Below are 16,825 nucleotides of genomic sequence, written 5' to 3' on the forward strand. Positions count from 1 at the left end.
CTTTTAGATTCAGGAGTTTCCATGTACCGCTACGATGAATTTGATCGCGACTTTGTTAATCAGCGCGTGAGCCAGTTCGAAGATCAGGTCCGCCGCCGTATGTCTGGCGAGCTGACCGAAGACGAGTTTAAGCCGCTCCGCCTGATGAATGGTCTTTACCTGCAGCTGCACGCTTACATGCTGCGTGTCGCAATTCCATACGGCACGCTCAATGCAAACCAGATGCGTAAACTTGCCCATATCGCAAGGACTTACGACAGAGGTTACGGCCACTTCACAACGCGCCAGAACATCCAGTTTAACTGGCCAAAGCTCTCTGATACACCGCAGATTCTACATGAACTTGCCGACGTCGAGATGCACGCCATCCAGACCTCCGGCAACTGTATCCGCAATGTCACCTCAGACCAGTTCGCAGGCGCAGCCGCGGACGAGTTCGCAGACCCACGCGTTTACGCCGAAATCCTGCGTCAATGGTCCTCTCTGCATCCGGAATTCCTGTTCCTGCCACGCAAGTTCAAGATTGCGATCACAGGTGCTGAACATGACCGTGCAGCCGTACAGGTCCATGACATCGGCCTGCAGCTGACCCGTAACGAAAACGGGGAAATCGGCTTTGTGGTCTTCGTGGGTGGTGGCTTGGGTCGTACGCCGATGGTTGGCCGTAAGGTACGGGATTTCCTACCAGAAAATGACTTGCTGGCATACAGCGAGGCGATCCTGCGTGTCTACAATCGCTATGGTCGCCGCGATAATAAGTACAAGGCTCGCATCAAGATCCTGGTTCACGAAACCGGTCTGGAAGAGCTGAAGCAGGACATTGAGACTGAGTTCGAGGCAACCAAAAACGGTATCCTCGATCTGCCAAATGAAGAAGTCGTTCGCATCAACGAATACTTCGCCCCACCATCTTTTGAAGCCCTGCCGAAGATCAGCACAGAGCTGGAAGCAGCCAAGCGCGAAGACCGCGATCTGGCCTTGTTCTCCAGCCGCAACCTGCATGCGCACAAAGCTGAGGGTTACACATCTGTCACCATCTCACTCAAGCCAATTGGTGGTGCGCCGGGGGATGCAACAGCCGATCAGATGGACGTAATTGCTGATGTAGCACAACGGTTTGGGCATGATGAATTGCGCGTTACACATGAACAGAACCTCGTTCTGCCACACGTAAAGCTGCAAGATGTCCCCACTGTCTACAAGATCCTGAAGGCAAACGAGCTCGCAGATTCAAACGCTGGCCTGATCACCGACATGATCGCTTGCCCAGGCCTGGACTATTGTGCTCTGGCAAATGCTCGCTCTATCCCAATCGCTCAGGAAATTTCCAAGCGGTTTGAAGAGGTTAAGCGTCAGAACGAAATTGGTGACTTGAAACTGAAAATCTCCGGCTGCATCAACGCCTGTGGTCACCACCACGTCGGCCACATCGGCATTTTGGGCGTAGACCGCAAAGGCGAAGAGCTCTATCAGATTACACTGGGTGGTTCTGCGGATCAGAACACATCTATCGGCAAAATCATCGGTCGCGGCTTCCCGGAAGCAGAGATCACCGATGCCGTTGAGACTGTTGTCGATACCTATTTGGCGAACCGCCTGGATGAGGAAGAAAGCTTCATCGACGCCTATCGCCGCCTGGGTGATCAACCCTTCAAAGAGGCACTTTATGGTTCGTGATCAAACATATAAGTCTTTACTTGAAGCGCAGGCGAAACTGCTGAATCGGATGTATGCCGAGCATTATGCCCGGGGGGTTCTGGAGCACTCGCTCAAAGGCCAATTTGCCGGTAAGATTGCTATAGTGTCGTCTTTCGGCGCGGACAGCTCCGTGCTGCTGCACATGGTCTCTCAGATCGACGTGCGTACGCCAGTCCTGTTTGTCGACACCGGCAAACTGTTTGGCGAAACAAAGCGCTATCGTGACGAACTGGTTGAGCAACTTGGACTTTTGGACGTACGTGTCATCACGCCTGAACCAGAAGATCTTGCTGAGAAAGATCCAAAAGGTGCTCTCTGGGCGTCTGATACTGATGCGTGCTGTCACATCCGCAAAGTGGTTCCACTCGCAAAAGCGCTTGGTGGCTTCGAAGCTTGGATCTCTGGTCGCAAACGCCATCAGGCTGACACTCGAGCCAGTCTGGAGCATTTTGAGGTCGAAGAAGGACGCATCAAAGTGAACCCGCTGGCCAACTGGACCGCTGCCGAAGTCCTTCAATACGCAAAGGATAATGGCCTGCCACCACATCCGCTGGTCGCAGAAGGGTATCCTTCCATCGGGTGTATGCCTTGCACAGACAAGGTTGCTCCGGGTGAAGACCCACGCTCAGGCCGTTGGCGCGGTCAGGACAAAACTGAATGTGGAATTCATTTCTCAAGTGCGTCCAAGGGCGGCGCAGCCCAAAGCATCTGAGGTTCAAATGACAACAGAACTCAAAAAGACCACTGAGATCTTCAAGAACGACGAGATCGTTGCTGATGACTGGGCCTATATTGCAGAGGATGAAGCCCTGCCAGCCGAGGGGAAGTTTATCTTCTCTCTGGAGCGTTTTCTGGCAGAAGAACAACAGCTTAAGCAGACAAATCTGACTTTGGGTGTTGTACTTCGTGCAGGTGAAAAAGCGGAAAAGCTGGCTGATCACCTTGAGGCGCTGGAACTCATCGCAGTGGACTTCCCAAGCTTTGCAGATGGCCGAGGTTTCTCTGCTGCCCGCATTCTGAGGGATGGACTGCGCTACGGTGGCGAGATCCGTGCGGTTGGTCCGTTCATTCTCGATCAGATCGGCTTCATGCTCCGCGTCGGCATCAACAGTTTCGCGCTGGACAACCCACGTCTACGAGCTGATCTGGAGTCCGGCAACCTCAATGAAGTTACTGCCTACACGCAGCCAGTCTTTGCGCGAAAAGAAGCGCCCGCTGGTACGAGACCATGGGCACGACGTCCGATTTGATTTTAGAGCAAGATACTCAAATTTAATGAGAAAAGGCGGGTCAAACGCCCGCCTTTTTCTTATTCTGCTGGTTGAGCCTGTAGCTGGTTGGACGCTGAAAGCATCTTTCCGTTGAGCTTCAGGAACAGCCAGACTGTTGCGATCTGGATTACAATCAGTGGGGCGTACAGCGCGAAGTAGGCGATGGACATGGAGCCAAGAACACCGAGTTTCACAAGACCCGCATTGATCACGAAATTACCGAAGACGAACAGTGCAACACCAGGGCAGACCAGCGCGTAAGAACCTGGAGATTTGTCCGGACCCGCGATCCAGCGGTCATAGTAGCCAACCCGCTTCATGACTGCCCAGCCGATCAGGCCAAACAGGATCTGGATTGCGAACAGGCTGATCAGGAAAACATAGATACCACCAGCAGTTACCGGTGCATCGAAGTTATGCGCAAGGCTCATTTTGATGCGGTAGATTGCAATGCCAACAACGGTCAGGAATGGGATGATGATCCAGAGTGTTGGTGTGGTTTCACCAGCTGCCTTGTGCTCCATCATGGAACGGAAGCCAAGGATCAGTTTGATTGTCCCCATCACAATCGCTGCGCCGATGAACAGAGCGCTACCAGCAATGCCGATTGCCGCAATCACCTTGGTTTGACTCATAGCTGCCGGAGCAGAGAAGCCAACGCCAATCATGGCAAATGCGAACACGGAGATCATCTGACCGAGGCTGTTGTTCTTTGCGCACTCATATCCACCCTCTGTCAGGACACGGGAGATGAAGTCCAGATAGATGCGGAAGCCCAACACTCCGATAGCTGCAAATGCCAGCAGGGAGAAGGGGAACAGGATTTCGCGGATGCTCCAAAGGCCTGGCACAAACACCGCACCCGCGATGAAGCTGACATTGACTGTCATGGCAAAAGCCAGCGGAATAGTCATCAGCTGACTTTCCGCATTGGAGTTTTTAAAGCCTTCAAAAACTTTGGTTTGTTTCCACTTTCCGTATTCGGAGAAATTCCAGAACAGCAAGCGAAAGTGCAAAACTGAGAAGAAGATAATACCAACCGCGGCCACAACAATCAGCGCCTGCATAGCGATGGAACCGTTGTTGAAGGCCTCAGTCAAAGAGGCAAAGTTGGCGATAGGAGATCCCTTATGTGGTGTCATCCACATCAGGTACATAAAGAAGCTAATTGCCAAGCCACCTGCACCAACGGCGGACAAAAAGTACAGAGGAGAATACCGCTCACCTAAATTAGAAAGATAACGCATTGGGCTAATCCTTTTTTGAAGTTGAAATTAATATATTAGAAAATACTAAAATAACAATACATAAAATTAGAAAAATCTAATATAGAGATAATGCATTGAATTTAATAAGGTAAAATAAGCACTGTGTTCGAACTTGCGCAAAATGACACAGTCTCGAGTTCAAATTTGAGTAGATGAATTCTTCTGGGTTTTCACAAGCCGAGTCGCGCGATAGTCTAAGTGTTCTCTTTTTGTCTCCCGGAGCAGATCGTGCTGAATGCGCTTTATCAGTGGGCAACCAATCATGTTGACCCATTTGCCAAAAATCATATGGAATGGGAGAGCAAAACGCATTTGCAACAACTGCGTTCTCTCGTGTTTATCTTTCCAAAGCACACTCTGGTTCTATTGCTGGTAGTGCTGGTCGAAACCATTCTGACTGTCTTCCTGCTGTCATTTGTTGGCTTCCTGATTGATCAGATGGAAGCGAGTGGACCAGAGCTGTTCTGGCAGCAGAACATGTGGCTGATTGTGACTGCTGCGGTCGCATTTCTTATTGCAAAGCCAGTATTTTCAATTGCTTATGAAGTTCTGATTTCACTGACACTTCACGTTAATATTCTCACTTCATCGCGTGTCACGTTCTTTGATCGACTGCTCAATCAGGACATGACGTTCTTTCAAAAGGAGTTTGCGGGAAACCTCGCCAGCAAAACCTTTGGAGGTGGGCGAGAAGTTGCAGAACTGTTCTGGGCGGGGATTGGGATTGTCATCCCAAACTTTTTCTTTGCAGGGTCGCTCCTGATCGCATTGTCATGGCTGCATTGGTATCTTGGGGCAGTCATGCTCGTCTGGATTGGATTGTTTGCTGTCCTCGCGTATATCCGCGTGCCAATCATTCGTGATGCTTCAAAAGAAGGAGCAGATATCGCGCATGCAGTGAATGGTTCTGTTGTTGACGTTTACTCCAACATTCAGACTGTGAAGCTCTTTCAGGGTAATGATCGTGCGCTTGGCCATTTCACAAATCAGCTCAGAGGTTTCAAAGAGGCAATAGTTAGGTTCCGCTCCACAGTGGTTACATCGCGGATGCTTGTTGCACTCGTCGGAGCATGTGGTCTTGCTGCATTTACAGGCCTAAGTCTTGCGTTGTGGCATCAACAGGCAATCACAACAGGTGAAGTTGCAATTGTCCTTGGTTTTGCCATTCGCCTGGAAGGCAAACTGCTGGAAATATTTGCTCAGTTAACCGGTCTTTTCCGCTCTTATGGCTCGTTTAAATCCACGGCCAGAACCATGGAACACTCGCTTGGCCTTGTTGAGGATTCTGAGGCCAAGAACTTTCACTATGAGAAGGGCCTCATTGAGTTCAACAATGTCGACTTTGCCTACGGCCAGCAAACCGCGATTGTGAAAGATCTGAATTTCATCATCCAACCCGGTGAGAAGGTAGGTATCGTTGGTCACTCAGGTGCTGGCAAATCAACCGTCGTGAATCTGCTGCTGCGCATGTACGACGTTGAAGGTGGAGCGATCACCATTGATCATCAGGATCTGCGAAGCGTCACGCAGGAATCTCTGCGTGTAGAAATTGGGTTGGTGACACAGGACACCTCGTTGTTTCATAGGTCTATTTTCGACAACATCTCGCTTGGAAAAGATGATGTCGAGATGAAAGATGTTCGCGAAGCTGCCCGCCGAGCGCATGCGTTGGAGTTCATCGAGGCACTGGAAGACAACAAAGGCCGAAAAGGCTTTGAGGCATTCGTAGGTGAGCGTGGCATCAAACTTTCCGGTGGGCAGCGTCAACGGATTGCATTGGCCCGTGTGTTCCTGAAAAATCCGCCAATCCTGATCCTGGATGAAGCAACCTCGGCGCTAGACACCAAGCTGGATGCGGACATTCAGGAGATCCTGAACGATGTGATGAAGGACAAAACCACCCTCGCTATTGCCCATCGCCTGACGACTGTTGCCAGAATGGACCGTCTGATTGTGATGGACAAAGGGCAGATTGTTGAAGCAGGAACGCATGCGGAATTACTGGCGAAAGACGGGATATATGCAGAGCTGTGGCACAATCAGTTTTATGGAGTAAAGAGCTCGGCAACAGATTTGACACCAATAGAAACCCAGTAAAACTCCCCCAAGAAGAGAATTGCGCCGCCCTCTTACATGAACTAGCGTTTGGATGACCAGCACAAAGCTTATCATCCGAGGGGGGCGGTATGACAGAGTTTAGCGCGACACTTAATTCTCAGAATTTGAAAAAATACAGATCAATTATCAATGGCTTACAGTGTGATGCATCCTCTGGAGAAACCATTGATATGATCTGTCCAAGTACGGGCTTGCCATATGCAACGATTCCTCGGTGTACTGCATCTGATGTCGGGAAAGCGGTTTCTTCTGCAAGAACAGCGCTCATCTCAAAGGAATGGGCCTCACTATCTGCTGGGCAACGCGGAGAGCGTTTATTAAGGCTCGCGGAGTTGATTTCGCAAAACCGGGATCATCTGGCAGAGCTTGAGGCACGTGACACCGGTAAACCCTTAAGCCAGGGCTACGGGGACATCGATGCTGCCGCCCAGTACTTCCAATTTTATGGTGGGGCGGCTGACAAAATTACGGGTGAGACGCTACCGATTGCGGTTGATTACCTCGCAATGACAGTTCGCGAGCCGCATGGCGTCGTTGCCTCCATCGTGCCATGGAATTACCCCATGCAAATTTTCGCGCGCGTTGCAGGAGCAGCGTTAGCCATGGGCAATACACTGGTCGTCAAACCCTCTGAAGATGCCTGCTTATCCATTATTGAAACAGCCAATCTTGCAGTTGAAGCTGGTTTCCCAGCTGGAACACTCAACGTTTTGACGGGTTTAGGAGAAGAGGCTGGAGCTGCGCTCTCCTACAATCCTGAAGTGGATTTCATCACCTTTACAGGATCGCCGGATGTGGGGACTCTGATCCAATCCGCAGCCGCGCGCAATCATATCGGGTGTACATTGGAACTTGGCGGTAAATCTCCGCAAATTATCTTCGAAGATGCTGATCTGAACAAAGCGCTACCTGTCATTCAGGACTGCATTTTGAAGAATGGTGGTCAAACCTGTTCTGCTGGATCGCGTGTTCTGGTGCATCAAAGTCGTTGGGAAGAGACAGTTGATACACTCAGAACCGCCTTTAGAAACACTGTCTCAGGCCAATACAAAGATAATCTAGATCTCGGACCATTGATTAACGCCAGCCAACTCCGCCGTGTAAACGCTTTCTGTGAGCAGGCGGAAACAGACGGCATTCCGCTGATTGGGGAGGGTACAATCGCTCCGGATGCGCCGACAGAAGGCTATTACACCACAGCAAAAGTCTATGGTCCGGTTCCAACAGATCACTCACTTGCTCTGGATGAAGTTTTTGGCCCGGTTCTTTCACTCATTCCGTTTCGGACGGAAGAAGAAGCAATTCGCATTGCCAATGGAACTCCCTACGGGCTCGTAGCTGGCATTTGGACCAAGGACATCGCAAGAGCAACGCGTGTTGCCAAAGCCATCCGGTCCGGCCAGGTCTTCGTAAACACCTACGGCGCAGGTGGAGGGGTTGAACTGCCATTTGGTGGGGTCAAGAAATCTGGTCACGGTAGGGAAAAAGGCTTTGAAGCACTTAAAGAGTTCTCTGTTCTGAAGACCATTGTTGTCAGTCACGCTTAAGGCGGACTTTCACACGCGGGGAGGAAAAGCGTGTCAGGACGATTGGAAGGAAAAACCGCGATAATCACGGGTGGTGCTGCTGGTTTTGGGGAAGGCATCGCTCAAAAATATGCGCAAGAAGGGGCAGCGGTCATCATCGCTGATCTCGATGGAGTTGCAGCAAGAAATCTTGCAGACGTAATCGGTGACACAGCGTATGCCATCGAGACAGACGTGACCGTGCGCTCCGATGTGAAAGCGATGGTTGCTTATGCAATTGAGAAAACTGGGCGGCTGGATGTCGTCGTTAACAACGCTGGCTACACCCACCGTAACTGCCCTTTAGCACAGGTAGATGAAAACAACTTTGACCGTATTCTCGAGGTGAATGCCAAAGCCATCTATCTGACAACGCTTGAAGCTTTGCCTGAGCTGGAAAGACAGGGCGGTGGTGTCATCATCAACACCGCGTCCACGGCGGGCATCCGTCCCCGTCCCGGGCTCACCTGGTACAACGCCTCCAAGGGCTGGGTCATCACAGCGACCAAATCCATGGCGGTAGAGCTTGCTCCTCAAAACATTCGCGTCAATGCCTTATGTCCAGTGGCCGGAGAAACCGGCATGCTGGAACTCTTCATGGGAGAAGACACCCCAGAAAAGCGCCAGCAGTTTCGTGACAGCATCCCTCTGGGGCGCTTCTCCAAACCAGAAGACATTGCAAACGCAGCACTCTGGCTTGCTTCAGATGAAGCTCAGTTTATCACCGGTGTAGCTTTGGAAGTCGACGGAGGTAGGACAATCTGACGGCAGGGTGCCGTCAGACTACATGGCATCAAGAGTGGTTGCAGAAGACGTTACAATGCGGTTACGGCCGGATTTCTTGGCTCTGTACAGGCAACGGTCAGCAACCCTGAGAGCGCTCGCCAGTGAGTTCTCAGTGCCCGCTGAAAGGCCGACGCTGATCGTCGGCGCAAATGTATGTTCGTCATTACCGGGATCTGTGACTGGCATGGAACTTCTGAGCTCAGAGAGAAACTGCTTGGATGTCGGTTCATCGATATCAGGCAGTGCAACGCAAAACTCGTCTCCGCCAATTCGAATGGCGACGCTTCGTGGCGGCAGGAGATCCGAAATGCGATGCGCGACAGAGATAATCAGGTTGTCTCCGGTTTCATGGCCAAACTTGTCATTGATCTGCTTAAAGCGATCAATGTCGATCATGGCATATCGCATCTCCTTGCCAGCAAGCATCTGGTCTTTATGAAGCTTATCGACGACGTTGTAGAGGTGGCGACGGTTAAACAGGCCTGTCATCGGATCACGATGAGCCATCTCGGTCAGTTCACTTATGCGGTCCAACTGATTGAGGTTCTGCGAAACGCGTAGCATCAGCTCCTCAGGTGTGCACGCCTTGTTCAGGAAGTCGTTAGCACCGGATTTCAGAAACTTCGCAGTAAGGGCTGGGTCATCTGTTGCTGAGATTCCGATGACTGCCAAAGTACTGAAGCTATGCCTCCGCCGGATCTGCGTCATGACTTCAAAACCAGTCGCTCCCGGCAGTAAATGATCAATGATCAGCAGCTTGATATCAGGGTTTTGCTTGAGTGTTTCCAACGCTTCTTCGCCGGAAGTAGCCGTGATCACCTGAAGGCAATAGAGCTGAAGCCGCTTCTTTAACAACGCCAGTGCATGCGAGGAATCGTCCACGATCAATACTTTGGTGCTGAGGTTCCTATCGACGCGATTGACCAACTCACCAAGGTAACCAAGGCTCGCAGGAGAATCCTTGAGGACGTAATCTACAATCCCCTTCTTCAGAATTGATCGTCGGGTACCCTGATCAAAACGCCCCGAGAACACGATTGTCGGTAGTCCGGCGTCGATAGTGAGATCTACAACCTCACCATCCGGCGCATCTGGAAGCGTCAGATCAACAAGAGCAAGGAATGGCTTTACCTTACCTTCTTCTAAAATAGTTTTTGCCTGAGCATACGTTTTCGCTGTCGTGACATGATAATGCCCCGCACGCTCAATCTCGCTTTCAGTTACGCGAGCAAAGAAATTGGCATCTTCAACGAGAAGAATGCTCTTTTTCTGATCTGGCATGTGATGTCCTCAAAAACCAGCAAATGCGATTTAAATTGCGTTTGCAACCTATTAACCGCCATCAATAGCCTCGAATATGGTTTGTAATAAACAACATTTGAAATGTATTTAAAATTAGACATAAAGTTGTGATAAAATTAAATAAAATCAAAAATTGCATGATAGATTAGGAATTCTGAAATTAAATACCCAGTGAATTCAAAAATATGTAAGTATAATTTCGTATAATCTCACATTTTTGTGATGTTTTGACGAAAATTCGATCCGCATATGTATTTGTAATTAGTTAAATTCGAAATATAAATCGGTTTAAATTAAGTTTCCTGGAAGTATCTCTTAAGAACTATGCTGTGACTGGCTCTAGTGAATATTATGAAAGTTAAAATTGCTGGACATAATACACTCAACTAAGGGGTGTGGTATCCACAATTTCGCGTGAAAGTCACACCCCATCCAGTGGGAATCAGACGTTCATCAGCAGGTATTCTCGTTCCCAGGCGCTGATAACGGACATAAAGGTCTCGTACTCTTCAAGTTTGATGGCCCGATATGTGGCAACAAACTGTTCGCCGAAAATCTCCAGCAAATCATCGTCTGCTTCAAACTCATCAACGGCATGAAGTAATGTACGCGGAAGTTTGCTCATAACCTCACTGTTGTCGGTATCTCTCGGCTTATCAGGCTCAATCCTTTTCTTGATACCCAGGTATCCGGCGGCTAGGCTGGAAGCGATAACGAGATACGGATTGGCATCAGACCCCGGCACCCGATTTTCTAACCGTCGCGCATCCGGAGATGAACTAGGAACACGAAGCCCCACAGTGCGGTTGTCATAGCCCCAGAATAGGTTGGTTGGAGACCCGCTATCACGCGCGAAACGGCGGTAGGAGTTCACATAAGGCGCCATAATCGGCATCAAAGCGGGCATGTAACGCTGATGCCCACCAATAAAATGATAGAAGGCAGGCGTTGCCTCGTTCTCTGCACTGTTGAAGATGTTCTGTCCTGTCTCCCGGTCAAGGATAGACTGATGAATATGCATAGATGACCCTGGCTGAGAGGACATCGCCTTGGCCATGAAGGTGGCGTAAATGTTATGGCGTAGTGCTGCCTCGCGAATGGTGCGTTTGAACATAAACGCCTGATCCGCTAGCTCCAGAGGGTGGCCGTGTCTTAAGTTGATTTCCATCTGAGCAGCACCCTCTTCATGAATAAGGGTGTCGATCTCCAGACCCTGAGCCTCAGAAAGATCATAGATGTCGTCAATCAACTCGTCGAACTCATTGAGAGCGGAGATTGAATAAGATTGCCTGCCAACTTCAGGACGACCAGAGCGGCCAACTGGAGGCTCCAGTGGATAATCGGGATCGGTATTGGGCTTAACCAGATAGAATTCCACCTCAGGGGCGATAATTGGTTGCCAGCCCTCAGCATCATAAAGCTCAAGAACGCGCTTTAGGACATTGCGCGGAGCAATCGGGAAGGGCTTCCCATCCTTGGTGAATGCATCATGCAGGAGCTGAGCTGTTGGGTCAGTCTCCCAAGGGACAATGGTCAGCGTTGAATAATCGGGCTTGAAATAAAGATCGCCATCCGTCGGATTATATTGAAACCGATCATCATCCTCAGGGTAATCGCCAGAAATAGTCTGGGCGAAAATAGAAGAGGGCATTGTCAGCGTGTTGCTGCTGAAAAACTTGTTTGTCGGCATCATCTTGCCGCGTGGTACCCCGGCAACATCAGGTACAACACACTCAATATCTCCAATGTTCCGGGCTTGCAGCCAGGTGCGGGCTTCTTCAAGGTCGCTCACACCGCGCATATTAAGCGCCGCTTCATCATCCGGATTAATTTCAGAACTCATAGGACTTCCAATTGGGTTTGCTACCAAATGTTCGTGGCAGCGTTTCACTCATGAAAAGTAATTCAGCTCTTTGCGGCTGCTATAAGATCCAGCTTGCTTCTGGTTGGGGTAGTAGTCTAGCAGAGGTCAGCTCAAGTCGGAAACTATGTTGTTTTGTGGAAGTTTAATTGTACCTTCTCTTTAATCATTCCGAGTGTGTAATTACGCCTCATTCTAACAAAATTACAATACTTACTTAAGGTGATAGTGTGGTCATCTAAGTCAGTCTACAGCATTGAGAACTGGTTGTTTTCTTGAATTTTGGATGATGAACAAGAGCCAACAATGTCTGATGACACTCTGTGGCTTCTTTCAGGTTCCCAGGACAGTTGAAGACACTTCAGATAACGGACCGTTGACCAGACGGCAGTGATGAAGAAGTTTCTAGTGCTTCTGAGATTAAAGTCGGAATCATTGTTCTCAATAAAACCTTTGACTCTAGCCAACAGCTTCTGGACACGGGTTAAGGCTGCACACTAGAAACCCTGATAGTGTTGAGAGAACCTGAGAGCTGGGTGCCTGAGACACCCAACGAACCTACGGCATTCCTGTAAAATATTGGGTTGGAATGTAGGCCGAAATTAATCTGCCATCAGAAGGATATACCATGGCGGCTATATGCAGAGGCTCGCTTCGCCAAGGTGCTTTGAGCCCCTGTGTTTGAGATTGGAGTATTTGAGAATGAAAACCGTAATTTTGCTATCGGGAGCAGCAGCGCTGGCTCTCTCTTTGTCTGCCGCCAATGCTAAGGATCGTATTGTAAATGTCTACAATTGGTCCGACTACGTTGATGCGCAGGTTCTCAAAGACTTCGAGAACGAGACCGGTATCACTGTGAACTACGATACCTTTGATTCCAATGAGGTTTTGGAAACGAAGCTGCTGACTGGCAAGACTGGCTATGACGTGGTTGTCCCAAGTGCAACCTTCCTTCAGCGTCAGATTCAGGCAGGCGTCTATCAGAAGCTCGACAAGGACAAACTTCCAAATCTCAAGCACATGGATCCACTTCTGCAAGAGCGTACTGAAGTGTTCGATCCAGGCAATGAGTTCTCCGTCAACTACATGTGGGGCACCTCTGGCTATGGGGTAAATAAGGAAAAGGTGCGTGCACTCAATCCTGACGCTCCGATCGGCAGTTGGGATTTGTTGTTTGACGTTGAAGAGCTCTCAAAAATCGCAGGGTGTGGTGTATATGTGATGGATGAGCCGGATGAAATGTTCCCTGCTGCGCTGCATTACCTGGGTCTAAACCCAGATTCCAACAATCCGAAAGACATTCGAGCGGCTGGCGAACTTCTGGAAACGATCCGTCCTTACATTCGCAAATTCCACAATTCTGAATTCGTAAACGGCCTTGCCAACGGCGACATCTGCTTGGCTTATGGCTGGTCTGGTGATGTATTGCAGGCTGCAGATCGCGCTGCAGAGGCTGACAAGGGTGTTGAGGTTACCTACATCCTGCCGAACGAAGGCGCTCAGATGTGGTTTGACCAGATCGCAGTTCCCGCTGATGCAGAGCACGTTGAAGAAGCGCATGAGTTCATCAACTACCTGATGCGCCCGGAAGTGATCGCCAAAATGTCGGACTATGTCTACTACGCCAACGGCAACAAAGATGCGACAGTTCTGGTGGATGAAGAAGTGACGTCAAATCCGAACATCTACCCGACAGATGAGGTGAAGCAACGCCTCTACACCATCGGTGCCAAGCCGCTCAAAGCACAGCGCTTGATGAACCGCACCTTCACAACTGTCAAAACCGGTCACTAAAAACTATAGGCCTGCAAGCGTAGGGTTGCACCGTGAGATGCAATCCTACCTTGAACCACTGACCAGGCAGGCCATTGAAAAGGATTGGAGTATTGGCGAAGAAACCGCTTGGCCCCGTACGTCGTGCATTTTCACCTTGGGACGACCCGAGCGAGCAGCCTTTTATTGAATTTCGGAATATCACCAAGCGTTTTGGCAATTTTGTTGCCGTTGATAATCTTTCTCTCAAAATCTACAAGCGTGAGTTCCATGCCCTGCTGGGCGGGTCTGGGTGCGGTAAAACCACTTTGATGAGAATGCTTGCAGGGTTTGAAGCTCCATCTGAAGGTCAGATCTTTCTGGAAGGGCGAGACCTCGCCGGTGTGCCGCCGTATAAGCGCCCGGTCAATATGATGTTCCAGTCCTACGCACTCTTCCCGCACATGAACGTCGAAAAGAACATCGCCTTTGGCTTGGAAATGGACGGATTGCCTTCCAGGGAGATCAAAAGCAGGGTCATGGGGATGCTTAGTCTGGTCAAGCTGGAAGGATTTGCCAAACGCAAGCCGCATCAGTTGTCCGGTGGTCAGCGCCAACGTGTTGCACTCGCGAGATCTCTCGCCAAACGCCCGAAAGTGCTCCTCCTCGATGAACCTCTTGCTGCACTCGATAAGAAGCTTCGTGAAGAAACCCAACTGGAACTGATCAACCTGCAAGAGCAACTGCGGATGACGTTCCTGATCGTGACACATGATCAGGAAGAAGCGATGACCGTGGCAGATCGCATCTCGGTTATGGATAAGGGCAAGATCCTTCAGAATGCGACACCGGGAGAAATCTACGAGCAACCCAATTCCCGATTTGTGGCGGAGTTCATTGGTGACATCAATGTTCTGGACGGGCAAGTCACCAATAAGGAACTTGAGGACGTCAAGATGTTCTCATCCGTTCTGGGTAGCCATTTGGATGTTTGCTATCCAACCTCTGCAAACGTGGGCGATCATGCTGCGCTAGCCATCCGTCCGGAAAAGATGCGTATCTCCTTCGATAAACCAGAACGCTTGGGTACCAATGCCATACAAGGAGAAGTCTGGGATATCGCCTACATGGGCGACGTGTCCATCTATCATATCAAAGTGGCTGAGACAGAGACGCTGCGGGCGATTGTCGCCAACACAGCACGGCTGGTTGAAAGACCGATCACTTGGGAAGATCAGGTCTGGCTGTCATGGGACAGCGACGCCGGCGTGATCTTGACACGATGAGAGGTGCCAAATGACTGACCCCAACCTCTCATCAACCGACCTCATGAGATCAGAAACGATCCCACCGCCACGTCATGAACTTCAGGCACCGGAAAACTCACCGACCAATCCAACCGGAAAATGGGGCCGCTTCGCACTCATCTGTGTGCCATACGTCTGGCTACTGCTCTTCTTTCTTGTTCCGTTTGTGATTGTTGCAAAGATCTCGTTGTCTGAAGCCGCCGTTTCAATTCCGCCTTACTTGCCGGTAATCGATTGGGGAAGGGGGCTGCTTGGACTTTGGGAAGCTGCGCAGCGCTGGTCGCTAGATAATTACATCTGGCTAACAGAGGATGACCTCTACTGGCGCGCGTATGTCTCCAGCTTGCAAATAGCTTTCATATCCACATTACTGACCTTGCTTGTTGGCTTCCCGCTTGCTTACGGCATGGCACGGGCACCAAGAAATTGGCAACCAACGTTGGTTATGATGGTCATCCTGCCGTTTTGGACCAGTTTTTTGATACGGGTCTATGCGTGGATCGGCATCTTGAAAACCGATGGCCTGCTCAATCAGGCACTGATCACAATCGGTGTCATTAATGAGCCTCTGGTTATCCTCAACACCGGCATCGCCGTCTACATTGGCATTATCTATTCTTACCTGCCTTTCATGGTCCTCCCGCTCTATTCTTCCTTAGAGAAACTGGACACGACCCTGATAGAAGCTGCAGAGGATCTGGGTTGTCCACCCTGGAAGACCTTCTGGCGGGTAACAGTCCCTCTTGCCATGCCCGGCGTGATTGCAGGGTGTTTCCTCGTCTTCATTCCAGCCGTAGGAGAGTTCGTTATTCCTGACTTGTTGGGGGGCTCATCAACACTGATGATCGGGAAAACTCTATGGGTTGAGTTCTTCTCCAACAGAGACTGGCCAGTTGCCTCTGCGGTGGCAATTGTTCTTCTGGTATTGCTCGTGATCCCAATCTTGCTGTTTCAGCGGCACGAGACCCGACGCAATGAAGGGGACATGTAATGCCGTCAAAACCGAGCTGGTTTAATCTTACATCACTGGTTTTGGGGTTCAGCTTCCTCTACTTGCCCATCGTCATTCTGATTGTTTTTTCTTTCAATGAATCTCGATTAGTCACGGTTTGGGCCGGTTTCTCCACCAAGTGGTATGCAGCTCTGCTACAGAACGAACAGCTGTTGGAAGCTGCATGGGTTACATTCCGCATTGGTCTCACATCTGCAACGCTAGCGACGGTTCTTGGTACGTTAGCTGCGCTGGTCTTAGCCCGGCAAGGGCGCTTTTTCGGGCGTACTCTGTTCTCGGGGATGATCTACGCACCACTCGTGATGCCAGAAGTCATCCTCGGGTTGTCATTGCTGCTTTTGTTCGTGGCTATTGATCAAAATCGCGGTTTCTGGACAATCATGATTGCCCACACTACATTCTCCATGTGTTACGTCGCGATCGTTGTGCAATCCCGCCTTTCTGGATTTGACCGCTCCTTAGAGGAGGCTGCAATGGATCTGGGTTGTCCTCCTGTCAGAACATTCTTCCGCATCACCCTCCCTCAGATCCTGCCAGGTGTGCTCGCAGGTTGGATGCTGGCATTCACATTGTCACTGGATGACTTGGTGATCGCGAGCTTTAATTCCGGACCCGGATCAACCACTTTGCCTATGAAGATTTATTCTCAGGTGAGGTTAGGTGTGACGCCAGAAATCAATGCTATTTGCACGATACTGGTCGTAATCGTGACGATTGGCGTCATCTTGGCATCTCTCCTCACCAAAAGGCAGAGGTTCAAACGCATGGAAGAAGAGCGACTCGCAGCAGCTCATCTTTAAGAATTTTCATGGGTCTGAGTGTTACATTCTAAAAAATTGTGCACCGCAAACACCCATTCCTCCCAGCTTTGTGGTTTTCACCTCA

General features: G+C 50.1%; 13 protein-coding genes. 10 read left to right on the plus strand and 3 right to left on the minus strand.

What is annotated here, in order from left to right:
* The first annotated feature begins 21 nt into the window (after positions 1–21).
* Genes PsW64_RS15830 through PsW64_RS15840 form a run of 3 tightly spaced genes read left to right on the plus strand, consistent with a single transcriptional unit; the run spans position 22 to position 2,948 of the window.
* Complete coding sequence (locus PsW64_RS15830) at positions 22–1,677, plus strand: nitrite/sulfite reductase (RefSeq protein WP_063304197.1); 1,656 nt, start codon at positions 22–24, stop codon at positions 1,675–1,677.
* The gene (locus PsW64_RS15835; protein ID WP_063304198.1) at positions 1,667–2,410 is read left to right on the plus strand and encodes a phosphoadenylyl-sulfate reductase; all 744 of its coding nucleotides are present in this window, start codon (positions 1,667–1,669) and stop codon (positions 2,408–2,410) included. Before PsW64_RS15830 ends, PsW64_RS15835 begins: the two co-directional genes overlap by 11 nt.
* A gap of 7 nt (positions 2,411–2,417) precedes the next feature.
* A complete protein-coding gene (locus PsW64_RS15840; protein WP_057460987.1) occupies positions 2,418–2,948 on the plus strand; it encodes a DUF934 domain-containing protein in 531 nt (176 codons plus the stop codon).
* Between the two features lie 59 nt (positions 2,949–3,007).
* Here the strand turns inward: PsW64_RS15840 and PsW64_RS15845 are convergent, their stop codons facing one another.
* On the minus strand, positions 3,008–4,216 hold the full coding sequence (locus PsW64_RS15845; RefSeq protein ID WP_063304199.1) for a TsoY family (seleno)protein: 1,209 nt from the start codon (positions 4,214–4,216) through the stop codon (positions 3,008–3,010).
* Between the two features lie 249 nt (positions 4,217–4,465).
* Between PsW64_RS15845 and PsW64_RS15850 the strand changes: the two genes are divergently transcribed.
* The 3 genes from PsW64_RS15850 (at position 4,466) to PsW64_RS15860 (ending at position 8,685) form a co-directional block, all read left to right on the plus strand.
* Positions 4,466–6,334 carry an ABC transporter ATP-binding protein gene (locus PsW64_RS15850; protein ID WP_208980825.1) on the plus strand — a complete coding sequence of 623 codons (1,869 nt, stop codon included), beginning with the start codon at positions 4,466–4,468 and terminating at the stop codon, positions 6,332–6,334.
* An 89-nt stretch (positions 6,335–6,423) separates the two neighbouring features.
* Positions 6,424–7,902: an aldehyde dehydrogenase family protein gene (locus PsW64_RS15855; protein WP_063304200.1), complete on the plus strand. Its 1,479-nt coding sequence runs from the start codon at positions 6,424–6,426 to the stop codon at positions 7,900–7,902.
* Between the two features lie 30 nt (positions 7,903–7,932).
* A complete protein-coding gene (locus PsW64_RS15860) occupies positions 7,933–8,685 on the plus strand; it encodes an SDR family oxidoreductase (protein ID WP_063304201.1) in 753 nt (250 codons plus the stop codon).
* Positions 8,686–8,703: 18 nt separating this feature from the next.
* Here the strand turns inward: PsW64_RS15860 and PsW64_RS15865 are convergent, their stop codons facing one another.
* Together PsW64_RS15865 and PsW64_RS15870 are read right to left on the minus strand one after the other, a co-directional pair.
* The gene (locus tag PsW64_RS15865; RefSeq protein WP_063286882.1) at positions 8,704–9,987 is read right to left on the minus strand and encodes a diguanylate cyclase; all 1,284 of its coding nucleotides are present in this window, start codon (positions 9,985–9,987) and stop codon (positions 8,704–8,706) included.
* A gap of 463 nt (positions 9,988–10,450) precedes the next feature.
* Positions 10,451–11,851, minus strand: coding sequence for a glutamine synthetase family protein (locus tag PsW64_RS15870; protein WP_063290786.1), 1,401 nt, complete (start codon positions 11,849–11,851; stop codon positions 10,451–10,453).
* A 720-nt stretch (positions 11,852–12,571) separates the two neighbouring features.
* On the opposite strand from PsW64_RS15870, the gene PsW64_RS15875 reads away from it, so the two are divergent.
* The 4 genes from PsW64_RS15875 to PsW64_RS15890 all read left to right on the plus strand — a co-directional run bounded on the left by PsW64_RS15875 (position 12,572) and on the right by PsW64_RS15890 (position 16,740).
* Positions 12,572–13,663 (plus strand): polyamine ABC transporter substrate-binding protein, encoded by a 1,092-nt coding sequence (locus PsW64_RS15875; RefSeq protein ID WP_057460981.1) that lies wholly within the window; start codon positions 12,572–12,574, stop codon positions 13,661–13,663.
* Between the two features lie 92 nt (positions 13,664–13,755).
* The gene (locus PsW64_RS15880) at positions 13,756–14,907 is read left to right on the plus strand and encodes an ABC transporter ATP-binding protein (RefSeq protein WP_208980826.1); all 1,152 of its coding nucleotides are present in this window, start codon (positions 13,756–13,758) and stop codon (positions 14,905–14,907) included.
* Positions 14,908–14,917: 10 nt separating this feature from the next.
* Positions 14,918–15,919 carry an ABC transporter permease gene (locus tag PsW64_RS15885; protein WP_063304203.1) on the plus strand — a complete coding sequence of 334 codons (1,002 nt, stop codon included), beginning with the start codon at positions 14,918–14,920 and terminating at the stop codon, positions 15,917–15,919.
* Positions 15,919–16,740, plus strand: coding sequence for an ABC transporter permease (locus PsW64_RS15890; RefSeq protein WP_063295259.1), 822 nt, complete (start codon positions 15,919–15,921; stop codon positions 16,738–16,740). Before PsW64_RS15885 ends, PsW64_RS15890 begins: the two co-directional genes overlap by 1 nt.
* The last annotated feature ends 85 nt before the right edge of the window (positions 16,741–16,825 follow it).

This window comes from Pseudovibrio sp. W64, assembly GCF_001623145.1.
GTDB lineage: Bacteria > Pseudomonadota > Alphaproteobacteria > Rhizobiales > Stappiaceae > Pseudovibrio.